The following is a 21,124-nucleotide window of genomic DNA, read 5'->3' as shown; positions in this document are numbered from 1 at the left end:
TCTAGAGGACTTCCCTTACTGAGTTAATTTTCGTACAATACACGGCATTTTTACCGTAACACTCTTAAAGAGGAATATAATGGTCGTTATACGTTTATCAAGAGCAGGTGCCAAAAAGCGCCCTTTTTATCACATGGTTGTTACAGATAGCCGTAAACGTAGGGATGGAAGCTACATTGAGCGCGTTGGGTATTTTAACCCTGTAGCACGTGGTCAGGAAGCTCGCTTACATTTAGATATGGAAAAAGTGACCCATTGGCAAAGCCAAGGTGCGCAATTATCTGATCGAGTACGTGCTTTAATTAAAGAATATAAAAAGACTGGCACAACTGAATAAAGTGGCTGATGACTGGGTTATTGTAGGACGCTTCGGTAGGGTTCATGGAATTAAGGGCTTTATTTCAGTTAATTCTTATACTGAGCCCCTCACTAATATTCTTAATTATCAAGGGTGGCATGCTTACATTAATAAAGTATGGCAGCCTATAAAGCTATTAGACGCCGAAGTTACCACTAAATACGTTCTTGTTAAAGTAGAGGGATTTAGTGAGCGTGAATTAGCGATGAACTTAACTAATTGTGATATTAGAGTTCATAAAGAGCAGCTACCAAAACTTGAGTCAGGCGAATTTTACTGGCATGAACTTTTAGGGCTAGAGGTTGTTAATCAGCAAGGTAATAATTTTGGCAAGGTTGTGGGCATATTACCTACAGGCTCTAATGATGTCTTAGTAGTACAAGGAAATGAAAATAAGCAGTATTTAATTCCTTACCTACTTGGCCGGTTTATAGTAGATATTAATCTCAAAGAGCAGCGTATTATAACCGATTGGGATATTGATTTTTAGGATTTAAAATCCACTAATTAGCTTAATTAATATGATTTTGGATAAAATTACTACCTAAATCATGATAAAATACACCTTATTTGCTAACGCTTTATAAGGTTAACATTAAGTAATTAACTAAATATTGAGTATAAAAGTGTAAATAACATGGTTGACACATTGCATTTAGGCATCATTACTTTAATGCCTGAGATATTTGCAGGATTAGACTATGGAATACCAGGAAGAACAATAACACAAGGATTAGCGAAGATTGAGTGCTTTAATCCTCGTGACTGGTCTTCTAGACCTTATCGTCAAATAGATGATAAACCTTATGGTGGTGGTCCTGGCATGGTGATGATGTATGAGCCTTTAAATGCGGCTATCTTGCATGCAAAGGCAAAGATGCCTGCGGCATGTAAAACAATTTATTTAAGTCCGCAGGGTAAAAAAATCTGTCAATCTGAGTTGAACGATATTGCTCAATATAAAACGCCGCTTCTCTTTATTGCAGGACGGTATGAAGGAATAGACGAACGAATCATTCAACATCATGTTGATGAAGAATGGTCAATTGGTGACTTTGTTTTAAGCGGTGGCGAATTAGCTGCCATGGTATTTATTGATGCTATCTTGCGTCTCCTTCCGGGAAGCCTTGGTCATCCGGAATCAGCTGTGCAAGATTCATTTATGAATGGGTTACTTGATTATCCTCATTATACAAGACCTGCTACGGTAGATGGAATGAATGTTCCTGCAGTCTTACTTAGTGGAAATCATTATGAAATTGAACGTTGGCGCAGAAAACAAGCGCTAGGAAAAACTTGGCTAAAGCGGCCAGAATTATTAGATTCGATTGAATTAAGTAAACTCGACAAGCAGCTGCTTGTCGAGTTTAAAAGCGAACACGGCGATTCCTGTTAGAAGAGCCATTTTGAGGAGTTACTTCATGACTAATATTATTGACCAACTAAATACTGAGCAAATGCAAGGTAAAAATATTCCGGATTTTAGTCCAGGTGATACCGTTTTAGTTCAGGTAAGAGTGAAAGAAGGTTCACGTGAGCGTTTACAAGCATTTGAAGGGGTTGTCATAGCTAAACGTAATCGTGGTTTAAATTCTGCTTTTACTGTCAGAAAAATTTCTCATAACGTTGGTGTTGAACGAGTTTTCCAAACTTATAGTCCTGTCGTGGATAGCATTATTGTTAAACGCCGGGGTGACGTACGTCGTGCTAAATTATATTATTTACGTGACTTAGCTGGTCGTGCAGCTCGTATTAAAGAAAAATTAGCTACTAAAAAAGATAGTTAATTTATATGCTCATTACTACTTCTTTTGAAACCCCTGTAGGCTGGCTTCAATTGGAGTTTGATGAGCATTATATCTATCAAGCTACTTTTACTAATGAACCTACTATAAGTTCAGCGGTTAATAAATTGTCTTCATTAATTGAAACTGAGCTTAACGCTTATTTTCATAATTGCCAGCACCGCTTTCAATTACCTTTAAAACCACAAGGAACAACTTATCAACAACGCGTATGGGGTGCACTGTTAGTTATTCCTGTAGGTCGAACAATCACTTATGGTGAATTAGCTAAAATTTTGCAAACAAGCCCACGCGCAATAGGTCAAGCGTGTAAAACCAATCCTTTAGCCCTGTTTATTCCCTGCCATCGTGTTGTAGGTAAAACAACCCATGGTGGATATATGGGCAGCCTTAAAGCGATTACTTATAAGCTAGGATTATTAAAACATGAATGCCCTAATTTTAATTTAATTAATCTCATAGATTAATGGTTAAAGCGTTGAGTTGCTATTAGGCTGCTGTTTACTTTTTTTATCCATATTAAAATCAAATATCGTTGTGATAACATTTTTTGTAAAAAAACCCAAGAAGTATTTAGAGTTATCATATAAGCGACTAAAAGCATTTTTATCATCTATTTTCTTAAGATAAGCCTCTTCTCGCTTCAATATTAAACTTGGTTCCTGTTCAGCTCGAATCTTAGCTAAATAAAGCGAAATTTCTTTCTTTATGACTGGCTTAAAAATCAGCTGCTGACAAAGATAATCATACATCGATTGCGCAATACCTATACGCATACCGACTTTTACCGTTTTTTCTTCTTCAGGAAGATTGGATAACAGCTGAATATACTTTAAGCAAATTCCTTGATAGTAATCAATAAGTAAAATACCTTGCTCTACCTCCTTCATTAACTTAGCGTGTTCTAGTAGCTTTTGCTCGAAAAATAATGTTTTATCAGCTAAATAAACATTATTTGCTTCGATATTAAAAAGGGGGTTCTCGCGACTCATCCAAGCTTCAATGATTTCTGCATCCGCTGAGTGTGTATCCTTAAAAAACATTCTTAAATCATCTAAACTACCCTTAAAAAAATCCAGTAAGCCTTTTTCTGCATAAACATAGTATTGGATTGCTGCACCAATTATAACTGTACCTGCATAAGCTTTTTCAGCAGGTAAAATAAAAGAGTTTAGAAAAGCATATAAAATTTCTATATGTTTTAGATCACTTTGAGCAAATGGCGAGTTAATAAGTTCATAAATAGCTAAGTTTAATAGGCCATCACCATCTAGCGTCCTATTGGGGCTGTATTTGTTACGCAAAAAACCAGGCCAATCCAATGTACCTACATAATCACTTTGGCGAAGCGCATTTAAGAAGTGCTCTGTAGACAAGCTATTCCTCCTTTAATCCTTGCTTTAAGCATAGGGGATTAACCCAAACATCCTGTCTGTTATTTCTTTAATTAAAGCAAGTATTACTTAATAAGAACAGAATTATCTTAAAAATTTATACGTTTTAATTCAGTCATGAGGATAAGGGAAAATATGTTAAAGATTTTCTAAATTAAGCCGACACTTCGTATTAGCAAGAGGATACTATGCATAAAATAAAAATTTTTCTTCTACTCATTTTTCTTCCTTTACAGTTAGTTTTCGCTAATTGCGACTTAACACGTTTTCGTTGGGAGTGTGATATTCCCATTTATGCTAAACCAACTAGAGGCGCAACATCACTGGTTTATTGTGGTAGTAGTTATGGGTATGTTACACCTGCTAATTTTGATATTCTTTCCCGATACCATCGTCGTAGTATAAACATGGTCTTAAAAATCAATGGTGAGTTTGTAGAAGCGCCTTGTATTCCTGGTCGACGATAAATCTTTTATTAGTTAATACTTGTAAAGTAATTATGATTGCTTAAAATGTGAACTTTTATTAGTCCTCAATTATAATGATTGATCTTAGCCTTTTAGTAAATGAACTCTGCGATCAGGGATTTCATATATGCGACCACTTTTTGGATGAAGAAAAGGCTCATTCATTAAAAGATGCAGCCTTAGAAATAATGAGGCAAAAGGAATTTCAAGCAGCTAAAATAGGTAACCTAACCAATACAAGTCTTAATGATGCAATTCGGACAGATAAAATCTACTGGCTAGAATCAAATTCACCTGATGTTCAGCACTTTTGGCAGATGATCACTCAGATTAAAATAACTTTAAATAAAACTCTTTATTTAGGATTAGAAGAATTTGAAGTTCATTTTGCTTTTTACCAAGCAGGGGCTTTTTATCGCAAGCACATTGATCAATTCAAAAATAAAAAAAGCAGGAAAGTCTCCTTTGTTTATTACCTTAATCCTCATTGGCAAGCTAATTGTGGTGGTCAATTACTTCTTTATAACGAACAAAATAAATTAATGACTTCAGTTTCTCCCACTTGGAATCGTTTGATCTGCTTTTTAAGTCACCTACCTCATGAAGTACTTACAACAACTACGGATAGACTGAGCATTACAGGCTGGCTAAAAACTAAAGAAGAGCTAGTGATATAGCTATTTAAATTGCAAAATATATTAGTAATTTCCATAATGTATAATTGACGCCCGCTCAAGGTTAGTATTAAATGCAATAAGGGAGTTTCTTAGGAGCTAGGAATGCCACTTTCACCAACCTTCATTAAATTGTTTAGCGAATTGAATACCGACTACCAGCAAAAAGGTAAAGGCGGCCTTCTTTCTTATGGAAAGGATAGCCATTTTGATAACCTTAAAATTAATATAGAAAGTATCTTCACTAGTATTGAACACAGCAATAAAGATGATAGTTCATTTGATGATATGAGCTTACTCTCAGTTCTATCCATTACAGCGACTCGTTTTTCAACCACCGATCCAATCTTTGCGAGTTTAGTTAGCTCCTTAATAGATAAGTACTATAAATCGTTTAATTATAATAATTATCTTACAGAGCAAGGTATGCTAATTAAAGTCAATCCTGAGGCTCGTTATTCTATTAACGCATTAAGTGAATTACAACGTGCTTTTGGCAATTTGCAAAACGCGCATCAAAGTGAAAAAACAATGCTCTTAGATCAAATACAAGATTTGCAAAAAGAGAAGAATTTATTAAAAGATCAAAATAATCACTTAAGAGAGCAGGTTTCTAAGTTAGAATCTTCCAAAAAACAATGGGAAAAATTATCATCAGCGATACCTATCATTGAAAAAATAAAAGGTGACCTCGCAAGTTTAAATTCACTCGTTGAACCTACTTCTCCAACTCCCGATATTCCTTCTCCTCAAGAGATGAAAAGAGAAGAGCAATATTCTTTAGTTCACCCATCTAATCTACCCAATAATGATACTTTAGAACTTAACAGCAGCTCAGTAAAAATGATTGAAAGCTTAATACCTCCTCCGCCTGAGCCACCTGAAACATCTAAAGCTAAACAAAAAGATCATACTAAACTAACTACGACCAAAGACACATTAGAGCTTAAAAAACCTTCAAAGCCTGCTCCTAGGTTAACATTTCAAGCAGATCTTGCGAACGCGATTAAGAAACGGGAAGAGAATAAAAAAAATCAGCAACATACATCACCGCGCCAAGAAAAAAAAAATATTCAAGCGATCTAGGATTACTTGCTGATCCAAAAGTATTAGCAAGAATTGCCGCTATTCGAGAAGCGACTAAAGAAGAATCTGAAGATGAAAGTGATTCTTCTAATGAATTTAATTTTTAGCAGCAAAGTAAGTAATGTTTATATAATACATTTGAAGTATTATTAAATGCTTAAATTATGATATTTTTAAGACCTGTTTATAATTACGATTGTAAAAATTAGTGATAATGAGAATTTATGTATGATCTTGAAATTAAAGAATTGCGTAAGGTTTATAAAAGTGGTGTTGAGGCATTAAAAGGAATTAATTTAGCAGTAAAGTCAGGTGATTTTTTTGCTCTCTTAGGTGCTAATGGCGCTGGTAAATCAACAACTATTGGTGTAATTACCACCCTTCTTACTAAAACATCTGGGAAAGTTAATATCTGCGGCTATGATCTAGATAAAAACCCAGCACAAGCCAAATCTTGTTTAGGTTTAGTTCCGCAGGAATTTAACTTAAATATTTTTGAAACATGTGAACAAATTCTAATTAATGAAGCAGGATTCTATGGTATTACCCGTACTGAAGCAAAACCGCGTGTTAATGAATTACTTAAGCAGCTAGGTCTATGGGAGAAACGACAAACAATTGCGCGTCACTTGTCGGGTGGGATGAAGCGCCGTCTTATGATAGCGCGAGCACTTATTCATAAACCCAAAGTTTTAATTCTCGATGAGCCAACAGCCGGTGTGGATATAGAAATTAGACGCAGCATGTGGGACTTTTTTATTAAAACAAATGGCGAAGGAACAACAATTATCTTAACGACTCACTACTTAGAAGAGGCTGAACAACTTTGCAAAAGTATTGCCATTATTGATAGAGGCGAGATTGTTAAAAATACGTCTATGAAAAAATTACTAACTAGTTTACATCATCAAACATTAGTATTTACAACCCAAGCGCCGATCGAAGTGTTACCACCTCTTCCCCCTTTCGAGCCTGAATTAATTGATACCCACACTTTTGAGCTACGCATTGATAATAGTGTGAGCTTAAACGATGTCTTTGAGCAATTAAGCAAGCAAGGGATAAAAATTCATAGTTTAAGAAATAAGACTAACCGTTTAGAAGAGCTTTTCCTGGATTTAATTAATAATGACCATTAAACAGCAATTCATTGGCTTATATACCATTGTTAGACGTGAAATCGTTAGAATGTTTCGTATATCAAGCCAAGTATTTTTACCGCCTGTTATTACTACCGCACTTTATTTTTTAATATTTGGTAGTTTAATTGGTAAGCGTATTGGTCCTATTGAAGGCATAGATTATATCACTTTTATTGCACCAGGCTTAGTGATGATGTCCATTATTACTAATGCGTATAGCAATGTTTCAACTTCTTTATTTAGTTTGCGTTTTCAAAAAAGTATTGAAGAAATTCTTGTAAGCCCAGTCCACGATAGTTTGCTTTTACTCGGTTATATATTAGGTGGTATTATTCGTGGCTTCCTTGTTGCCTTATTAGTAATTCTAGTAGCAAGCTTTTTTGTAACGATGCGAATTAATAACATACCACTAACAATACTCGTTATCTTACTTGTATCAGCACTTTTTTCCCTAGCCGGGTTTACTAATGCAATGATTGCTCGCAATTTTGATGATGTTATGATTATTCCTACCTTCGTCTTAACACCACTAACCTATCTTGGTGGCATATTTTACTCAACAAAGATGTTATCTCCCATATGGGAAAAACTTTCCCATTTCAATCCTATTTTGTATAAAGTTAATGCATTACGGCATGCAATGATTGGCTATGATGAAGTAGATATTCATCTTTCAATGAGTATTATTTTTTCGATGATTATTGCTTTAACTTTTCTTAATTTATTTCTACTAAAGAAGGGAGTTGGCTTGCGAGATTAATAGATTAATCCATCGTTATTACTTCAAACTAACATTTAATTTTTCAAATTCCGCCTATATATCGCACCTTATTCCCGCGTACGCTCCCAGCCTACCTACTGCTACTTGTTCGCGGTATCCAACAGCAAAGATTGGCAAAAATAAACCAGGTTTAGCGCATCCTTCAGTTGCTTAATTAAGACTAGACTCAGAATTTATTAAAATTAAATTAAGTGTTAATTGATTTATTCATGTTTATGACCAACAATAAATAATAATTACTTCGTACTATAGTACTATAGCCACCCACTGAGTTTAAGACAAGACACAAGTGAAGTGAGGCGAAGGATTGTACATAGAGTAAATGACTGAGACGAGCGAACTTGCAACACAGTATAAAGCTTAGTAGGTGATGCTGTAATTGCTATTAACATTAAGATGGACCTTAATTATGGCAAAACTGTGCTTAAAAAATTTAATACTTCTAATAGTTGTTATTATACCAATAAGATTATTTGCATATACGCCTGCTCAAGTTAGCGAATGGACCGAACAAACTTTAATGCATACTCTTATAGCCGGCCATCATGAAAAAATTTCTGAAGCCGCGAATGTACGTAGATTTTATAAGCATAGGGCGTGGCGTACTATGGATATTTTTTTAAATCAGTATTTAGGCAATAATGTAGAAAATAATTTGCGTGGACGTCCACCTATCACTTTTCAACCGGAGCCTATTTTATCTGCTGAAATAGTTGCACCAGAAGAATGTGGTGAAGCCAGTTGCTGGCGAGTTCATCAAGCTTTTATCGTGCCAGAAATTGAAAGGCATCTTGAATTTACGGCTGTAGTATCTACAGCAAATCCCACGCATTCTTCACCTTTAATTATAAATACGTTAGATATTATTGTTAGCCCTTATTAAATTAATAAGGACTAATATAAATATTATGACTCTTTTCAAGTGAATTTAACTGCATATTCTTTATTATTCACTTACTGTTATCTTATTGTAAACAATTTGCTTAACTAATTTTACAAACAGTATAAGTAACTTAAGCTAAACTGAAGTTGATGTGTATAAACATTAGATAATTTAGGTGGTGGAAAAGCCCATGTTAAATAAGTAGGTTTCTCAAGCTGGCTTCGGCCCCAATCAGCTAATTCATAGCCAAGGCCAACTTCCCAATTTTTCGTAATATTGGCTTTAAAGCCCAAGCCAACTGTATAGACAAAAGAACCTTTTGTTGTTGAATTAAATTTTAAAAGAGTGAGGCTACCGTCATTAACGTTATAAATATTAAGTGGTGGATTGGTTTTAAATGCATCAGAAGAGTTAAAGCTGTAGCCAACACTAGCACTAATATAAGGTTGCGCCCAAAAAGTTGGGCAAGCAGCTAACAAACCTCTTATTGCAGCATGGCCATGGCTTATTTTATATTTATAAGCTGCGCGCGGTATATTATTTATTACCAAAGTACCATATAAATCAGCTTCTGTAGCTCCAGCAAAAGCAATACCTAAGCGTTGTGTCAACCAAGGTGTTACAGGCCTTTGTAGTGCAAAAAATAGCTCTCCTGTGCTTATAGTCTCAGTTGTTTCACGAGCCAGATATTGAACATACCGGGTAAATGGTGAAATGCCGGGTGGAATATAATATGTTTGACTACGGCCTGGGCTTGTCCAAGCAGGTCCACCACTTAAAGTTATTACCTTGGTCCAGTCGACAGTAAAATCACCAAAATCTTCTGCAAAAACTGTTGTGGCTAAACAGATATTAGCTATAACTATCAAAAACCTTTTGAAAATCACAATGCATCCTTGTATTTAAATTCATTTAATTTAAGCAGGCTAATTGCCACTAATGAGAAGTAGATAATATATAATCAGGTAATTACGTTGCAACCAAAATTTAAGAAAATTTTTTATCTAAACTATCAATGTTAGTTTGAAAGAGGTCTAATGAACATTTTTATTCACTCTTTCTACGCCTAAAACCTATTGCAGCCAGACGCTGTTCGATTTGAGGATGAGAAGAAAAAGCATTAGCTAAGGATTTGATAGGATCAATACTTGATGGATCAAATAAATAAGATGCTTGCCTTAGTTGTTCATGCCGTGTTTGACCATATTCATGGGTGTATTCATCCGCATGACTTGCATGATCTTCACTTATTTTTAATAATGCGCGTGCCATGGGCTCATTATCACGCATAAGCTCAACGGAACCTGAGTCGGCCATATATTCCCGTGTACGACTTAAAAAGAGCGTTAATAAGACCGTTATCAAGGGTAATACATATCTTAACAAGATAACAACCAACACTAAAGCATTACCCGCATTATTGCCTTGGCGACGGTTATCATTATTAGGACGATAAATTAATGAATAAAACAGCATATCAATGACAATAAGCATAATATTGCTTAGCACGGTAACTGTTAAGGTTAATTTAATATCATGATGGCGTATATGACTAAGCTCATGAGCCATAACCGCTTGTAACTCAGCCCGATCAAGTTTTTCAATTAAACCACGAGTAATAGCAACCATGGCAGATTTTTCGCTGTACCCACTAGCAAAGGCATTCATATAATTTGCTTCAATAAGATATACCTTAGGCATGTATTGGAGACCAGCCGCTACTTTCATTTCTTCTACTACATTATACAGCTGCTTTTCCTGCAAATTTTGGATATTTTCTGGCGTGATTTCTCGATATTCCGTACCTAATAACATAATACGGTCATACATAGAATAGGTAATTAACAAAGATAGCGCGGCAACGATAACCATAGTAATAGTGGCCCAAGGAACAATTTGAAAAGTCACCAGAGCCATAAGAATTTGCGATAACATCGCATTAGGATAAGCTGAAAGATTAATTGCACAATCGGCAAGTAATCCAACAACTAAATAGATTAAAATAAATGTAGCAATAACAAAGCGGGTTTTACGTTCATTACGCTGTAATTGCGCCCGCCAGTTACCGACGCTTGCTTCATAATCATGAAGTGACATGGCTGCTACTTAATCAAAATTTAACAGTATAATTTTCATTAGCCTTAATTTGTTCTTCAGGCAATGACCAATACTCAAATTCCTTATCTAGCTTGTCAGGAAAGAAATTTACTATCATTGACTCAACAAATGATTTTTTCTTGGCATAATAACGTTCAACACTGTCGTTATAAGCTTGCTTTGCATAAGCAAGTTTATTTTCAGTATTAACGATTTCTTCTTGCAACTGAATAACATTTTGATTCGCTTTTAAATCTGGATATTGTTCGAAAACCACATTTAAACCCGATGCAATTTGCGAAATTCCATTTTCAGCCGCAATCCTTGATTTTTCATCACCAGCTGCTCTTGCAGCTTGTGCTTGATTACGTAATGCAACAACATCTTTTAGCGTTGTCTGTTCGTAATCCATATACTTTTTCACTGTTTCAATCAACGATTGAAATACTTTAAAACGGCGATCTAATTGAATATCAATTTGGCGTTTATTATTGTTAATCGCCTCAATTAAGCCAATTAGACTGTTAAATATCCCAATAGCCCAAAAAAACAATAGGGCTAAGATGATTAACACAACTATTAAAAACTTAGTCATCCGTGCTTCCTAATGGTTTAATTATTACTAATTATGGCTCTAACAAGCTAAAAATCAACATAATTAAATAATAAAATATACTGTTATAAATTTATTAAGCTAGTTGAAGGTAAAAAATAACTAAACATTGACTAATTAACCTCTTATATACCGCACTGCTGAGAGGGTTGCAAATCATTATCTAACGCTTCAATTTTTTGTAAAGATTTACTGGGCTTAACACCACAAGCACCATTAAATAAGCTAAAACGAGACCTAAGACGAGGTATATTAATTGCTTGATAAAGTTCCGTGTTTTTATTATCTAGTTCATCAGCTAAAGACTCAGCCGGACTTAAATTATTAAGTGCATCTAATATTTTCTCTAATTTGTCGCTACTATTTTTCCAATAAGGATTCCAACGATGTCGTGCCCCATTATGTAAACGAGCTAATACTTGGCCTAGTCTTTCACCTATTGTTCCCTGAGAGTTTAGCCAAGCAAGCATTTCTTCATAATTTGCTTTTTCTGGTTTTGCCGTATTTTGCTCTATAGTCTTAGACTGATTAAAGCCTATATTAAGCGCTAAATTTTTGATGTTAGCAATTTGAAGTAGTGATGCAGCATTTTTTTCTATATTTTCATCATTTTCATAATAATTAGCTGCTATGTCTGGCTCATTTTGTATGATAGCATCAGGCTCTACATTTAAAACCTCTGTTTTAGTTAGCTCTGATGATGCTAAAGTAGGCTTTTCTTCTGTAACTATACTAGGTGCTAGTGTTTCCTGCTCAATAGAAATACCAAATTCTTTTGCTTTACTCTCTTTTAATTTCTGAAGAATAAAGTCTAAGCTCTGTACTTTAATTAAATTTTCTTGATTTAGTTGATCCTGTCCAATTCTCTTAACTACTTTAGTGTGTTGTTTTAACAGTGCCTTCATACTGCGTTCACTTTTACAACGCGTAAGATTATCCATTAAATTAAGATATTGTTGAGTTAACTTTTTAAATTGTTTCTCAGGACTATTAGTATGTATTTTTTTCTTAGACATAAAGTACTTCATGTGGTTATTATTTGAGCGCAGTATAACAAATAAAGCCATCATGTCTGTAGTAAATCAAAAAATTTATGTGAAAGGTTTACAATATTTAATGTCTTTCCGCCTAGCAAAGAGGTAGCAACTGTCCTGAGTTTTTAGATCAAGACAGTTGCTACCACTTTACCGAATCCATGTCTCTAACCTGCTTGCGCATCTTTAGATTCTCATCTCTAAAAATATTAAAGAATTAGCTTAGCTTATGGTAATAAGCAGAAAGGCTTAATAATGCATATTTAGCTGCCTTAACCTGTACAGCAGCACGAGTTCCTCGAAAGCGTTTCGTTGTACTGACAAATTTTAGACCATCTTTGGTTTTGACACCCCAAGCGAAACAAACAGTACCCGGCGCAATACCATCCATAGGTTCATCGCCTGTAATACCAGTAGTTGCAATAACAATATTAGCTCTACTATCTTTTAGGGCCCCTTTAGCCATTTCAAGTGCGACTGCTTCGCTGGTTAATGTATATTTCTTAATAGTTGTTTGTTTAACCCCTAAAAGCCTCTTTTTTGCTTGCGAAGAATAAACAACAAAGCCAGCTTCAAGGCAGCTACCACATCCTTCAATTTTCCCTAATAAAGCAAGGATTTGGCCTGCCGTACATGATTCTGCAGTTATCAGAGTAAGATCTTTTTCTTTGAGAAAATCAACAACTTCTTTTATAGTTTTCATAAAATCTGATCCTAACTTAAAAAGCTAAGAATTATTTAATCCTTAAACTATATTAAGTATTTCACTAAAATTTTCATTTAGCGCTCATCTAAATGAAAGAGTAATTAATCAAGTTTAGCTAATCTTCTATGAATTGCTGTGGCAGCTATTGCTGCTTGACTTTCGGCAACACAAATCTGATATAAATCAGAAACCAAGTCACCTATAGCAAATAGTCCTTTAACGGAGGTTTCATAATTACGATTAACTACTAAAGTACCTTTTTTTTCTTTTGCATTTAGCATACTAGCTAGCTCTGTATGCTTAATACAACCAAGAGCTGAGTAAAGACAGTCATAATGCTCTTTCTTCCCATCCGCAAAATAAAGTGTTGCGCCTGTATTTAGAGTAAGTTCAATTTTAACTAGCGGCAATGGATTGATAATTAAATTAGCCTCTTTAAGAGCTTTAATTTCCTTTCTACTCCATTTCGGCACTCGGCCTAAAGTAAGTAAAGTAATATAAGGTGTATAGTGGCGCAGAAAGCGAGCCTCTCCTAATCCTGCTTTTCCCTCGCCAATGACAGCAACTTTCTGGTTAATCACTTCATAGGCGTCACATATAGGGCAATGTCTAATTAATCCCTGCTGTATTGCATTGTTAATAAAAGGTAATTGCGGCTCTATATCCTTAACCCCCGTTGCAAGTATGACATAGCTACTAAAAATTTCATGATTGACGCTCTTTGCTATAAAGCCACCTTCTGCTTGTTTTATGGACTCGATTTTCTCTCTTATTACTGAAACGTTATAAACTTGTAATTGCTGTTTTAAGCGTTCTAATAGATCCTTGCCAGAAATACCTTTGACGAAGCCCGGATAATTATGAGAGGTAGGGATTAAGGAAGCCCTGCTATAGTTAAAATCAAAAATAGCAATGTTTCGACAAAAACGGGCTAGATAAATAGCAGCTGTTAATCCGGCAGGGCCAGCGCCAACTATTAAACAATCCCTTATCCTTAATCTATTTTCCATTATTTAAATCCTATTAATTAGAATTTATAGTGCTCTTAATAAGCGTAGACTAAAGAAATTGAAAATATACTAAAGTAATGCTTGCTAGCAACATTAAGACAAAAGTAATGAAACCTAATAGATTTGAAAGCCACTTATTTACAAACTGACCCATTATCTTCTTATTATTAGCCATATGAAGAACAATTAAGATAGGTGCAGTAATTCCATAAAACATAGCTGTATAAATTAAGGCATCAATTGCAGATATATCTATAAAATTAATACTTAACCCTAACAGTAATGAAATGAAAATAGCACCATAAAAAGCTTTAGCTTGATGATATTTTTTATCTAAGCTACCTTGTCAATTAAACGTTGCAGAAAGCGAATAAGAAAGACAACCTGTTAACACAGGAATTGCCAAAAACCCAGTGCCAATAACACCTAAAGCAAATAACAGATACGCAAATCTTCCAGCAAGCGGTTCTAATGCTTTAGCAGCTTGTTCTACGGTATCTATATGATGAATACCAGCATTAAACAACGTTGCCCCGGTAGTTAATATGATAAAGTACATAATCAAGTTTGAAAATAACATGCCGATGTGGATATCAAACTTAACTTCATTAATCATGCGTATATTAACAACAATTTTTTTAAGATGTTTTTTATCCTCAGCAACCATAGTTGCTTGCCAGAAGAATAAATAAGGCGAGATTGTTGTACCTAAAATAGCAACTAAAATACTAATAAATTCCTTATTGAAATGGATTTTAGGAATAAAGGTGGATTTAAGTACATGAAGCAAATTAGGTTTAACTAAGAACGGGATAATTAAATAAAGTAGAAGCGTTAAACATAAATATTTTAAGACGGCAGCAATTTTTCGATAGGGCAAAAAAACAATCGCTACTGTTAAAATAAGAGTAAATAGAATAGAGAAAATATAGGCTGGAACTTGCGGAAAGAGTAAATGCGTCACTGCGCCCATGCCAGCAATATCTGCCCCAATATTTAAAATAATTCCAGGAATGCAAAAGAACAAGACAATATATAAAATGGTTAATGAATAATGTTTTCGAATATTACTCACTAACCCTTCGCCAGTAACAAAACCAATACGTGCACACATTTCTTGAATTGCTACCATTAAAGGAAAAGTGATTAGAGCAGTCCTAAGCGTTGCAAAACCAAATTTGGCACCTGCCTGGGAATAAGTCGCTATTCCCGATGGATCATCATCGCTAGCGCCTGTAATAAGCCCTGGCCCTAGTAGTCTTAATGCTTAGCTGCCGCCACTTAGCCGCAGGCTCCAGTAACCTAGCTCGAACCTGGATTTTGCGAACAAGTCGCGGAACGTAGGCGAGAGCTTAAATGGCTTTTAATTTTTTTATTAGACCTCTTTCCAAACTTTTAGTGATGAGGCAATTAGCTTCTTAAAACATCTAAGTTTAATGATTGTTTAATCTTCCTAACCTCTTGCCACGGGTCAGTTTTTAATTCTTGCAAGCGCTTAGGCAAAGTACGTATTGTATAAAAGGTATCATTAAAGTTATCTGTTAATTCATCCCAATCAAGCGGTGTTGCAACTGGCGCATGTAAGCGAGCTCGGGTTGAATAAGCACTAATAGCTGTGGCACTACGCTGATTACGTAAATAATCAATAAATATTTTTCCTTTACGCTTGGTTTTAGACATTTTACTAACATAGGCTTCTGGTTTTAACTTTTCTAAAAATTGCACAAAAATCTCAGTAAATTGTTTTACATCTTCCCAATCATATTCAGGCAAAATTGGCACAACAACATGTAGACCTTTACCACCTGTTGTTTTAACAAAGCAGGTTAATTGAATTTGCTCTAAATATTTTTTTATTTCAAAAGCAGCTTGTACCACTTCTTGCCAGAGTACATCTGGAGCAGGATCAAGATCAATGGTTATAGTATCGGGGTATTCAAGGCTCTTTATTTGACTTCCCCAAGGATGAATTTCTAAAACGCCCATTTGAATTAAGTTTAATAATCCTTTTTTATCTTTTAAGTAAAGATATTGCTCAACCTCGGTTTTGCCTTGCACTGCTAAAGAGTAAAGTGATGGAGAGTTATTAGCATAAAGATGTTTTTGATAAAAACATTTTGAATACTTCTCAGGGCATCTTACCAAAGTTAATAAGCGATTTTTTATGTAAGGCAAAATATATTCACTTATTTCATCATAATAACTATATAGTTCCCCTTTAGTAATTTTATCTTCTGAGTAAATAACTTTATCAGCGTGAGTTAAACCAGCCGAAGTCTGCTTTTTCTTTGATCTCTTTTCCGCACTTATAGTTGCTTGCCTAACCTTTTTAATAGGTGTTTCAACTTCTTTGCTTACGAAACGAGCATCTTTATCGTAACGCAAACCTTGAAAACTAGGATGGCGCAAGCGTTCATCATTAGTCCACTCCGTGAATTCAACTTCTGCAACTAAAATAGGGTTTACCCATAGTGCTTTAGAAGCATCAGGAGGACGCGAGTTAAAAGGATTTTTTGTTGTGCGATTTTTTTCTAATTCTTTAAAAACGGACTTTAATGATGCTTGGGTAAAGCCTGTGCCTACGTTACCACAGTAATGTAATTGGCCTTGTTTGTCGTAAAATCCTACCAGTAATGAACCAAAATAATGGCGAGCTCCTTTAGGTAAAGTATAACCGCCAATAACAAACTCTTGCCGTTTAATACATTTAACTTTTACCCAATCTTCTGTCCGCTTTTCTAAATAAGTTGAGTTAACTTTTTTTGAAACGATGCCTTCTAAAGCTAGCGCGCAGGATTGCTTTAATACTTCTTCACCTTGATCAATAATATGTTCACTAAAACGCAGAACTTCTTTATTACTCGATTCAAGGACTTTAGCTAACATCGTTTTTCTTTTTAAAAGAGGCTGCTCTCTTAAATCAGATTTTTCAGCATAGATTAAATCAAAGATATAGTAAATAAAGGGTATTTTTTTATTGGCTTTAACTGAATTTTGTAATAATTGAAAATTAGATTTATGTTGTTCATCAAGTACTACAATTTCGCCATCAAAGATTGCTCGTTTTACAGGTAATTTCTTAAGCTCAGCAACAATATTAGGAAAATTACTTGTCCAATCCTTATTATTACGCGACATCAGTCGAATTGTACTACCATCTTTAAAGGCTATAATCCGATAGCCGTCCAATTTAATTTCATGAAGCCAATCAGAGCCTTCTGGTATTTCATCAACTAAAGTCGCAAGCTCAGGTGAAATTGTATCTGGAAAAATTGATTTAGCTTTATTTTCTGATAATGCAGAAGCTAATTGTTTAGCAATGTCTGACTTTTTAATTTTTGGGGCTTTCTTTAGACCCTGTTTATCCCAGCTATGCGTATAATTTTCAGTAATTTCTTCTAAGTTCTGACCTGTTAAAACACTATTTGGTTTTTCTTCAGTAATATTATATTCAGCTAATGGTTTTGCTTCTTTATCTTTATATTTTATTAAAAACCAAACTTTTTTATCTTTATAAGATTTAATTAAATCCCAGCGCCCCTTTAATTTTTCAGCATTTAGTTCAAAGCGCAAATGTCCTTTTTCATAAGCTGCTACCGGATCATCATCTAAAGAGCGCCATTTACCTTTATCCCAGAGCATGACGGTTCCACCACCATATTCGCCTTCCGGAATAATCCCTTCAAAAGAACCATATTCAACTGGATGATCTTCAACCTGCATTGCTAATCTTTTTACGGTAGGATCAAGACAAGGTCCTTTAGGTACAGCCCAGCTTTTAAGTACGCCATCTAACTCTAAGCGAAAATCGTAGTGCAGGTGGCTAGCCGCATGCTTTTGAATAATAAAAAGATTTTTATGAGTATGCTGGACTTTGCCCTTAGGCTCTGGCGTTTTATGAAAATCTCTTTTTTCATGATAAGTTTTCAAATTCATAAGCGTATCCTTATGCTTACTAAGCCTCTATTGGACAGAAAAGAACAAACAATCTTACTTTAAGATAGGGGTTTTATACTAATAATACACTATAGAATCTTAAGGTTAGTTTATGCTTTGTTGGGCTAACCATAGCGTAGCCCAACCTACCTTTGCTGTTGTACTTCAAACGGAAATGATAGAAAAAATTAAAAGCAACAAATTATTTAGCTAATAGCGGTTTTAAAAATTGGCCAGTGTAAGAACCTTTACACTCAGCGACCGCTTCTGGTGTTCCCGTTGCAATAATCTGCCCACCTTTGCTACCACCTTCGGGTCCTAAATCAATAATCCAATCTGCCGTTTTAATAACGTCTAAGTTATGTTCAATGATAATAATCGTATTTCCATGCTCTCGCAGTCGAAATAAAACAGCTAATAGCTGCTTTGTGTCATGAAAATGTAAACCTGTAGTCGGTTCATCAAGGATATAAAGCGTCTTGCCTGTATCTCGCTTAGATAATTCACGAGCCAACTTAATTCGTTGCGCTTCACCACCTGATAACGTCGTCGCACTCTGACCGATGTGAATATAAGACAAACCTACATCAATTAGCGTTTGGCATTTTCTTGCTATGACTGGAATTGCGTCAAAAAATTCTCGTGCCTCTTCAACAGTCATTTCTAACACTTCATGAATATTTTTACCCTTATATTCAATTTCTAGTGTTTCACGATTATATCGTTTTCCTTTACAGACATCACAAGCCACATAAATATCGGGCAGAAAATGCATTTCAACTTTAATTAATCCATCACCTTGACAGGCTTCGCAGCGTCCACCCTTAACATTAAAACTAAAACGGCCAGGCTGATAACCACGCGCCCGTGCTTCTGGTGTATTGGAAAATAACTCACGAATAGGCGTAAATACACCTGTGTAAGTGGCAGGGTTAGAACGTGGGGTGCGACCAATAGGACTTTGATCGATATCAATTACCTTGTCACATAATTCTAAGCCTTGAATACTTTCCAAAGTCCCATTACATAATAAATTAGCTCGATTCAGTTTATTCGCTGCAATAGGATATAAAGTATCGTTAATTAAGCTTGATTTACCGGAACCAGAAACACCTGTAATACAGGTTACTAAACCAAGTGGAATACTTACTTTAATATTATTTAAATTATTGCAATTAACACCTGATAGGTGCAGCATACGAGATTCATCTATTACTCTTCGCTGCTCAGGAATTGTAATACTTTCAACGCCAGATAAATATTTTCCAGTTAGAGAGGCTGGATTTTTCATAATTTCTGTTGGATTTCCAGAAGCAACAATTTCACCACCATGCACTCCGGCACCTGGACCTACATCAAGCACATAATCTGCAGCACGAATTGCATCTTCATCATGCTCAACAACGATGATTGTATTACCTAGATTACGTAAATGCATTAATGTTTTTAGTAGCCTATCATTGTCTCGCTGATGTAACCCAATGGAAGGCTCGTCTAAGATATACATTACCCCTACAAGTCCTGAGCCAATTTGACTAGCTAGACGAATACGCTGCGCTTCACCACCAGAAAGCGTTTCAGCACTGCGAGAAAGGGAGAGATAATCAAGGCCTACGTTAACTAAAAACCCAAGTCGCTCAACAATTTCTTTATTGATTTTATCAGCAATTTCACCACGGTAACCGGTTAAATGAAGGTTCTTAAAAAATTCATAAGCTTTATCAATCGAGTACGCACAAAGCTCGGGTAAATTTTTATCATCAATAAAAACGTGTCTCGCTTCTTCACGCAAACGAGTGCCAAAACAAACTGGACAAGGTCGCGAGGAAAGATACTTAGCTAATTCTTCTCGCGTTGCTAATGACTCTGACTCATGATAGCGGCGTTGCATGTTAGGAATAATACCTTCAAAGGCATGTCTTCTAAGGAAATAACCACCACGAGGTCGCTGGTAGCGAAATTCAATTTCTTCTTTACCGCTACCATGCAGAACAACATTTTGTATTTTTTCTGGTAAATCACAAAAAGCTGTATCAAGATCAAAGCGATAATGCTGCGCTAAGGACTCTAATAAAGAATAATAATAGGTCGTTTTTCTATCCCAACCCCGCACAGCGCCGGATGCTAAACTGGCTGTTTCATCATGTATTACACGATTGGGGTCAAAAAATTGATTAACACCTAAGCCATCACAGGTCGAGCATGCGCCTAAAGGATTATTAAACGAGAATAGTCTTGGCTCTAATTCACTTAAACTATAACCACATTCAGAGCAGGCAAATTTTGATGAGAAGACAAGATCAGCAAAGCTGTTATCTAATGAAACAACCAGTGCTATGCCTTCGGCTAAGTTAAGCGCATTCTCAAACGATTCGCTAAGGCGTTGTTTAATATCCGGGCGAATTTTAAAACGGTCAACCACGACTTCGATAGTATGCTTCTGACGTAAAGACAACTTCGGTGGATCGTCCAATTCATAAATCTCGCCATCAATCCTCGCTCGAATATAACCTTGTGCTTGTAGCTGCTGTAATAACTGTAAATGCTCACCTTTTCGCTCCCGAACCACAGGGGCTAAAATCATCGCTTTACTATCTGCTGGTAATGCTAAGACCTGATCAACCATCTGACTTACAGTCTGAGCATGTAAGCTAAGTTGATGAATGGGGCAGCGAGGCTCACCTACCCGTGCAAAGAGTAAACGTAGATAATCATAAATCTCTGTAATAGTCCCTACGGTTGAGCGCGGATTATGAGACGTTGCCTTTTGCTCGATAGAAATTGCAGGGGATAAACCTTCAATAGCATCTACGTCAGGTTTTTCCATGACTGATAAAAATTGACGTGCATAGGCAGAGAGCGATTCAACATAACGCCGCTGTCCCTCTGCATATAAGGTATCAAAAGCAAGTGATGATTTACCTGACCCAGATAGACCAGTTATAACTGTTAATTGATTGCGCGGTATTTTAACGTCAACATTCTTTAAATTATGTGTTCTTGCGCCTCGAATACTTATTGACTGCATAAGACTAGCCATCTTGCTATAAAAAATTACAAATTATATACCTGTTATTAAGCATTTTGCGAGTTTATATCTTCATTTAGTCAATAAGGATAAATATTAACCTTCAGCAA

The 21,124-nt window shown here is 35.5% G+C and carries 21 protein-coding genes; 11 read left to right on the top strand and 10 right to left on the bottom strand.

What is annotated here, in order from left to right:
* Nucleotides 1-79 precede the first annotated feature (79 nt).
* From rpsP to E1P04_RS14365, 5 genes are all read left to right on the top strand, one after another.
* Nucleotides 80-337 carry a 30S ribosomal protein S16 gene (gene rpsP / locus E1P04_RS14385; protein WP_131783597.1) on the top strand — a complete coding sequence of 86 codons (258 nt, stop codon included), beginning with the start codon at nt 80-82 and terminating at the stop codon, nt 335-337.
* The gene (gene rimM / locus E1P04_RS14380) at nt 330-848 is read left to right on the top strand and encodes a ribosome maturation factor RimM (RefSeq protein ID WP_131783596.1); all 519 of its coding nucleotides are present in this window, start codon (nt 330-332) and stop codon (nt 846-848) included. The genes rpsP and rimM overlap by 8 nt, the downstream gene beginning before the upstream one ends.
* A 147-nt stretch (nt 849-995) precedes the next feature.
* Nucleotides 996-1,754, top strand: coding sequence for a tRNA (guanosine(37)-N1)-methyltransferase TrmD (gene trmD / locus E1P04_RS14375; RefSeq protein WP_131783595.1), 759 nt, complete (start codon nt 996-998; stop codon nt 1,752-1,754).
* A 25-nt stretch (nt 1,755-1,779) separates the two neighbouring features.
* The gene (gene rplS / locus E1P04_RS14370) at nt 1,780-2,145 is read left to right on the top strand and encodes a 50S ribosomal protein L19 (protein WP_131783594.1); all 366 of its coding nucleotides are present in this window, start codon (nt 1,780-1,782) and stop codon (nt 2,143-2,145) included.
* Nucleotides 2,146-2,150: 5 nt separating this feature from the next.
* Nucleotides 2,151-2,630, top strand: a complete 480-nt coding sequence (locus E1P04_RS14365; RefSeq protein ID WP_131783593.1) for a methylated-DNA--[protein]-cysteine S-methyltransferase — start codon at nt 2,151-2,153, stop codon at nt 2,628-2,630.
* A 3-nt stretch (nt 2,631-2,633) separates the two neighbouring features.
* Here E1P04_RS14365 and E1P04_RS14360 read toward each other — a convergent pair whose 3' ends face one another.
* Complete coding sequence (locus E1P04_RS14360) at nt 2,634-3,539, bottom strand: hypothetical protein (RefSeq protein WP_131783592.1); 906 nt, start codon at nt 3,537-3,539, stop codon at nt 2,634-2,636.
* 206 nt (nt 3,540-3,745) lie between these two features.
* Here E1P04_RS14360 and E1P04_RS14355 point away from each other — a divergent pair, with 206 nt between their 5' ends.
* From E1P04_RS14355 to E1P04_RS14330, 6 genes are all read left to right on the top strand, one after another.
* Complete coding sequence (locus E1P04_RS14355) at nt 3,746-4,024, top strand: hypothetical protein (protein WP_131783591.1); 279 nt, start codon at nt 3,746-3,748, stop codon at nt 4,022-4,024.
* Nucleotides 4,025-4,164: 140 nt separating this feature from the next.
* Nucleotides 4,165-4,701, top strand: a complete 537-nt coding sequence (locus E1P04_RS14350) for a 2OG-Fe(II) oxygenase (RefSeq protein WP_242604474.1) — start codon at nt 4,165-4,167, stop codon at nt 4,699-4,701.
* Between the two features lie 102 nt (nt 4,702-4,803).
* Nucleotides 4,804-5,784: a hypothetical protein gene (locus E1P04_RS14345; protein WP_131783589.1), complete on the top strand. Its 981-nt coding sequence runs from the start codon at nt 4,804-4,806 to the stop codon at nt 5,782-5,784.
* Between the two features lie 224 nt (nt 5,785-6,008).
* Nucleotides 6,009-6,923, top strand: coding sequence for an ABC transporter ATP-binding protein (locus E1P04_RS14340; protein WP_131783588.1), 915 nt, complete (start codon nt 6,009-6,011; stop codon nt 6,921-6,923).
* Nucleotides 6,913-7,686, top strand: coding sequence for an ABC transporter permease (locus tag E1P04_RS14335; RefSeq protein ID WP_131783587.1), 774 nt, complete (start codon nt 6,913-6,915; stop codon nt 7,684-7,686). The genes E1P04_RS14340 and E1P04_RS14335 overlap by 11 nt, the downstream gene beginning before the upstream one ends.
* A 430-nt stretch (nt 7,687-8,116) precedes the next feature.
* The gene (locus E1P04_RS14330) at nt 8,117-8,590 is read left to right on the top strand and encodes a hypothetical protein (protein WP_131783586.1); all 474 of its coding nucleotides are present in this window, start codon (nt 8,117-8,119) and stop codon (nt 8,588-8,590) included.
* Nucleotides 8,591-8,700: 110 nt separating this feature from the next.
* On the opposite strand, the gene E1P04_RS14325 is transcribed toward E1P04_RS14330, so the two are convergent.
* From E1P04_RS14325 to uvrA, 9 genes are all read right to left on the bottom strand, one after another.
* Nucleotides 8,701-9,477, bottom strand: a complete 777-nt coding sequence (locus tag E1P04_RS14325; protein WP_165482797.1) for an outer membrane protein — start codon at nt 9,475-9,477, stop codon at nt 8,701-8,703.
* 160 nt (nt 9,478-9,637) lie between these two features.
* Nucleotides 9,638-10,687 (bottom strand): zinc metalloprotease HtpX, encoded by a 1,050-nt coding sequence (gene htpX / locus E1P04_RS14320; RefSeq protein WP_131783584.1) that lies wholly within the window; start codon nt 10,685-10,687, stop codon nt 9,638-9,640.
* A 13-nt stretch (nt 10,688-10,700) separates the two neighbouring features.
* Nucleotides 10,701-11,282 (bottom strand): LemA family protein, encoded by a 582-nt coding sequence (locus E1P04_RS14315; protein ID WP_131783583.1) that lies wholly within the window; start codon nt 11,280-11,282, stop codon nt 10,701-10,703.
* A 143-nt stretch (nt 11,283-11,425) separates the two neighbouring features.
* Nucleotides 11,426-12,316, bottom strand: coding sequence for a hypothetical protein (locus tag E1P04_RS14310; RefSeq protein WP_131783582.1), 891 nt, complete (start codon nt 12,314-12,316; stop codon nt 11,426-11,428).
* Nucleotides 12,317-12,551: 235 nt separating this feature from the next.
* Complete coding sequence (locus E1P04_RS14305; protein ID WP_131783581.1) at nt 12,552-13,037, bottom strand: CinA family protein; 486 nt, start codon at nt 13,035-13,037, stop codon at nt 12,552-12,554.
* A 104-nt stretch (nt 13,038-13,141) separates the two neighbouring features.
* Entirely contained in the window at nt 13,142-14,050 is a 909-nt protein-coding gene (locus E1P04_RS14300) for an NAD(P)/FAD-dependent oxidoreductase (protein ID WP_131783580.1), read from the bottom strand.
* A gap of 346 nt (nt 14,051-14,396) precedes the next feature.
* Nucleotides 14,397-15,257: an NRAMP family divalent metal transporter gene (locus E1P04_RS14295; protein ID WP_282433128.1), complete on the bottom strand. Its 861-nt coding sequence runs from the start codon at nt 15,255-15,257 to the stop codon at nt 14,397-14,399.
* Nucleotides 15,258-15,460: 203 nt separating this feature from the next.
* Nucleotides 15,461-17,986 carry a DNA ligase D gene (ligD, locus tag E1P04_RS14290; RefSeq protein ID WP_131783579.1) on the bottom strand — a complete coding sequence of 842 codons (2,526 nt, stop codon included), beginning with the start codon at nt 17,984-17,986 and terminating at the stop codon, nt 15,461-15,463.
* A gap of 202 nt (nt 17,987-18,188) precedes the next feature.
* Nucleotides 18,189-21,014, bottom strand: a complete 2,826-nt coding sequence (uvrA, locus tag E1P04_RS14285) for an excinuclease ABC subunit UvrA (RefSeq protein ID WP_131783578.1) — start codon at nt 21,012-21,014, stop codon at nt 18,189-18,191.
* Nucleotides 21,015-21,124 lie beyond the last annotated feature (110 nt).

This window comes from Legionella gresilensis (assembly GCF_900639865.1).
Taxonomy (GTDB): Bacteria; Pseudomonadota; Gammaproteobacteria; order Legionellales; family Legionellaceae; genus Legionella_C; species Legionella_C gresilensis.
Note: the sequence above shows the minus strand (reverse complement) of the source record. Positions and strands in the feature narration are given on the sequence as shown.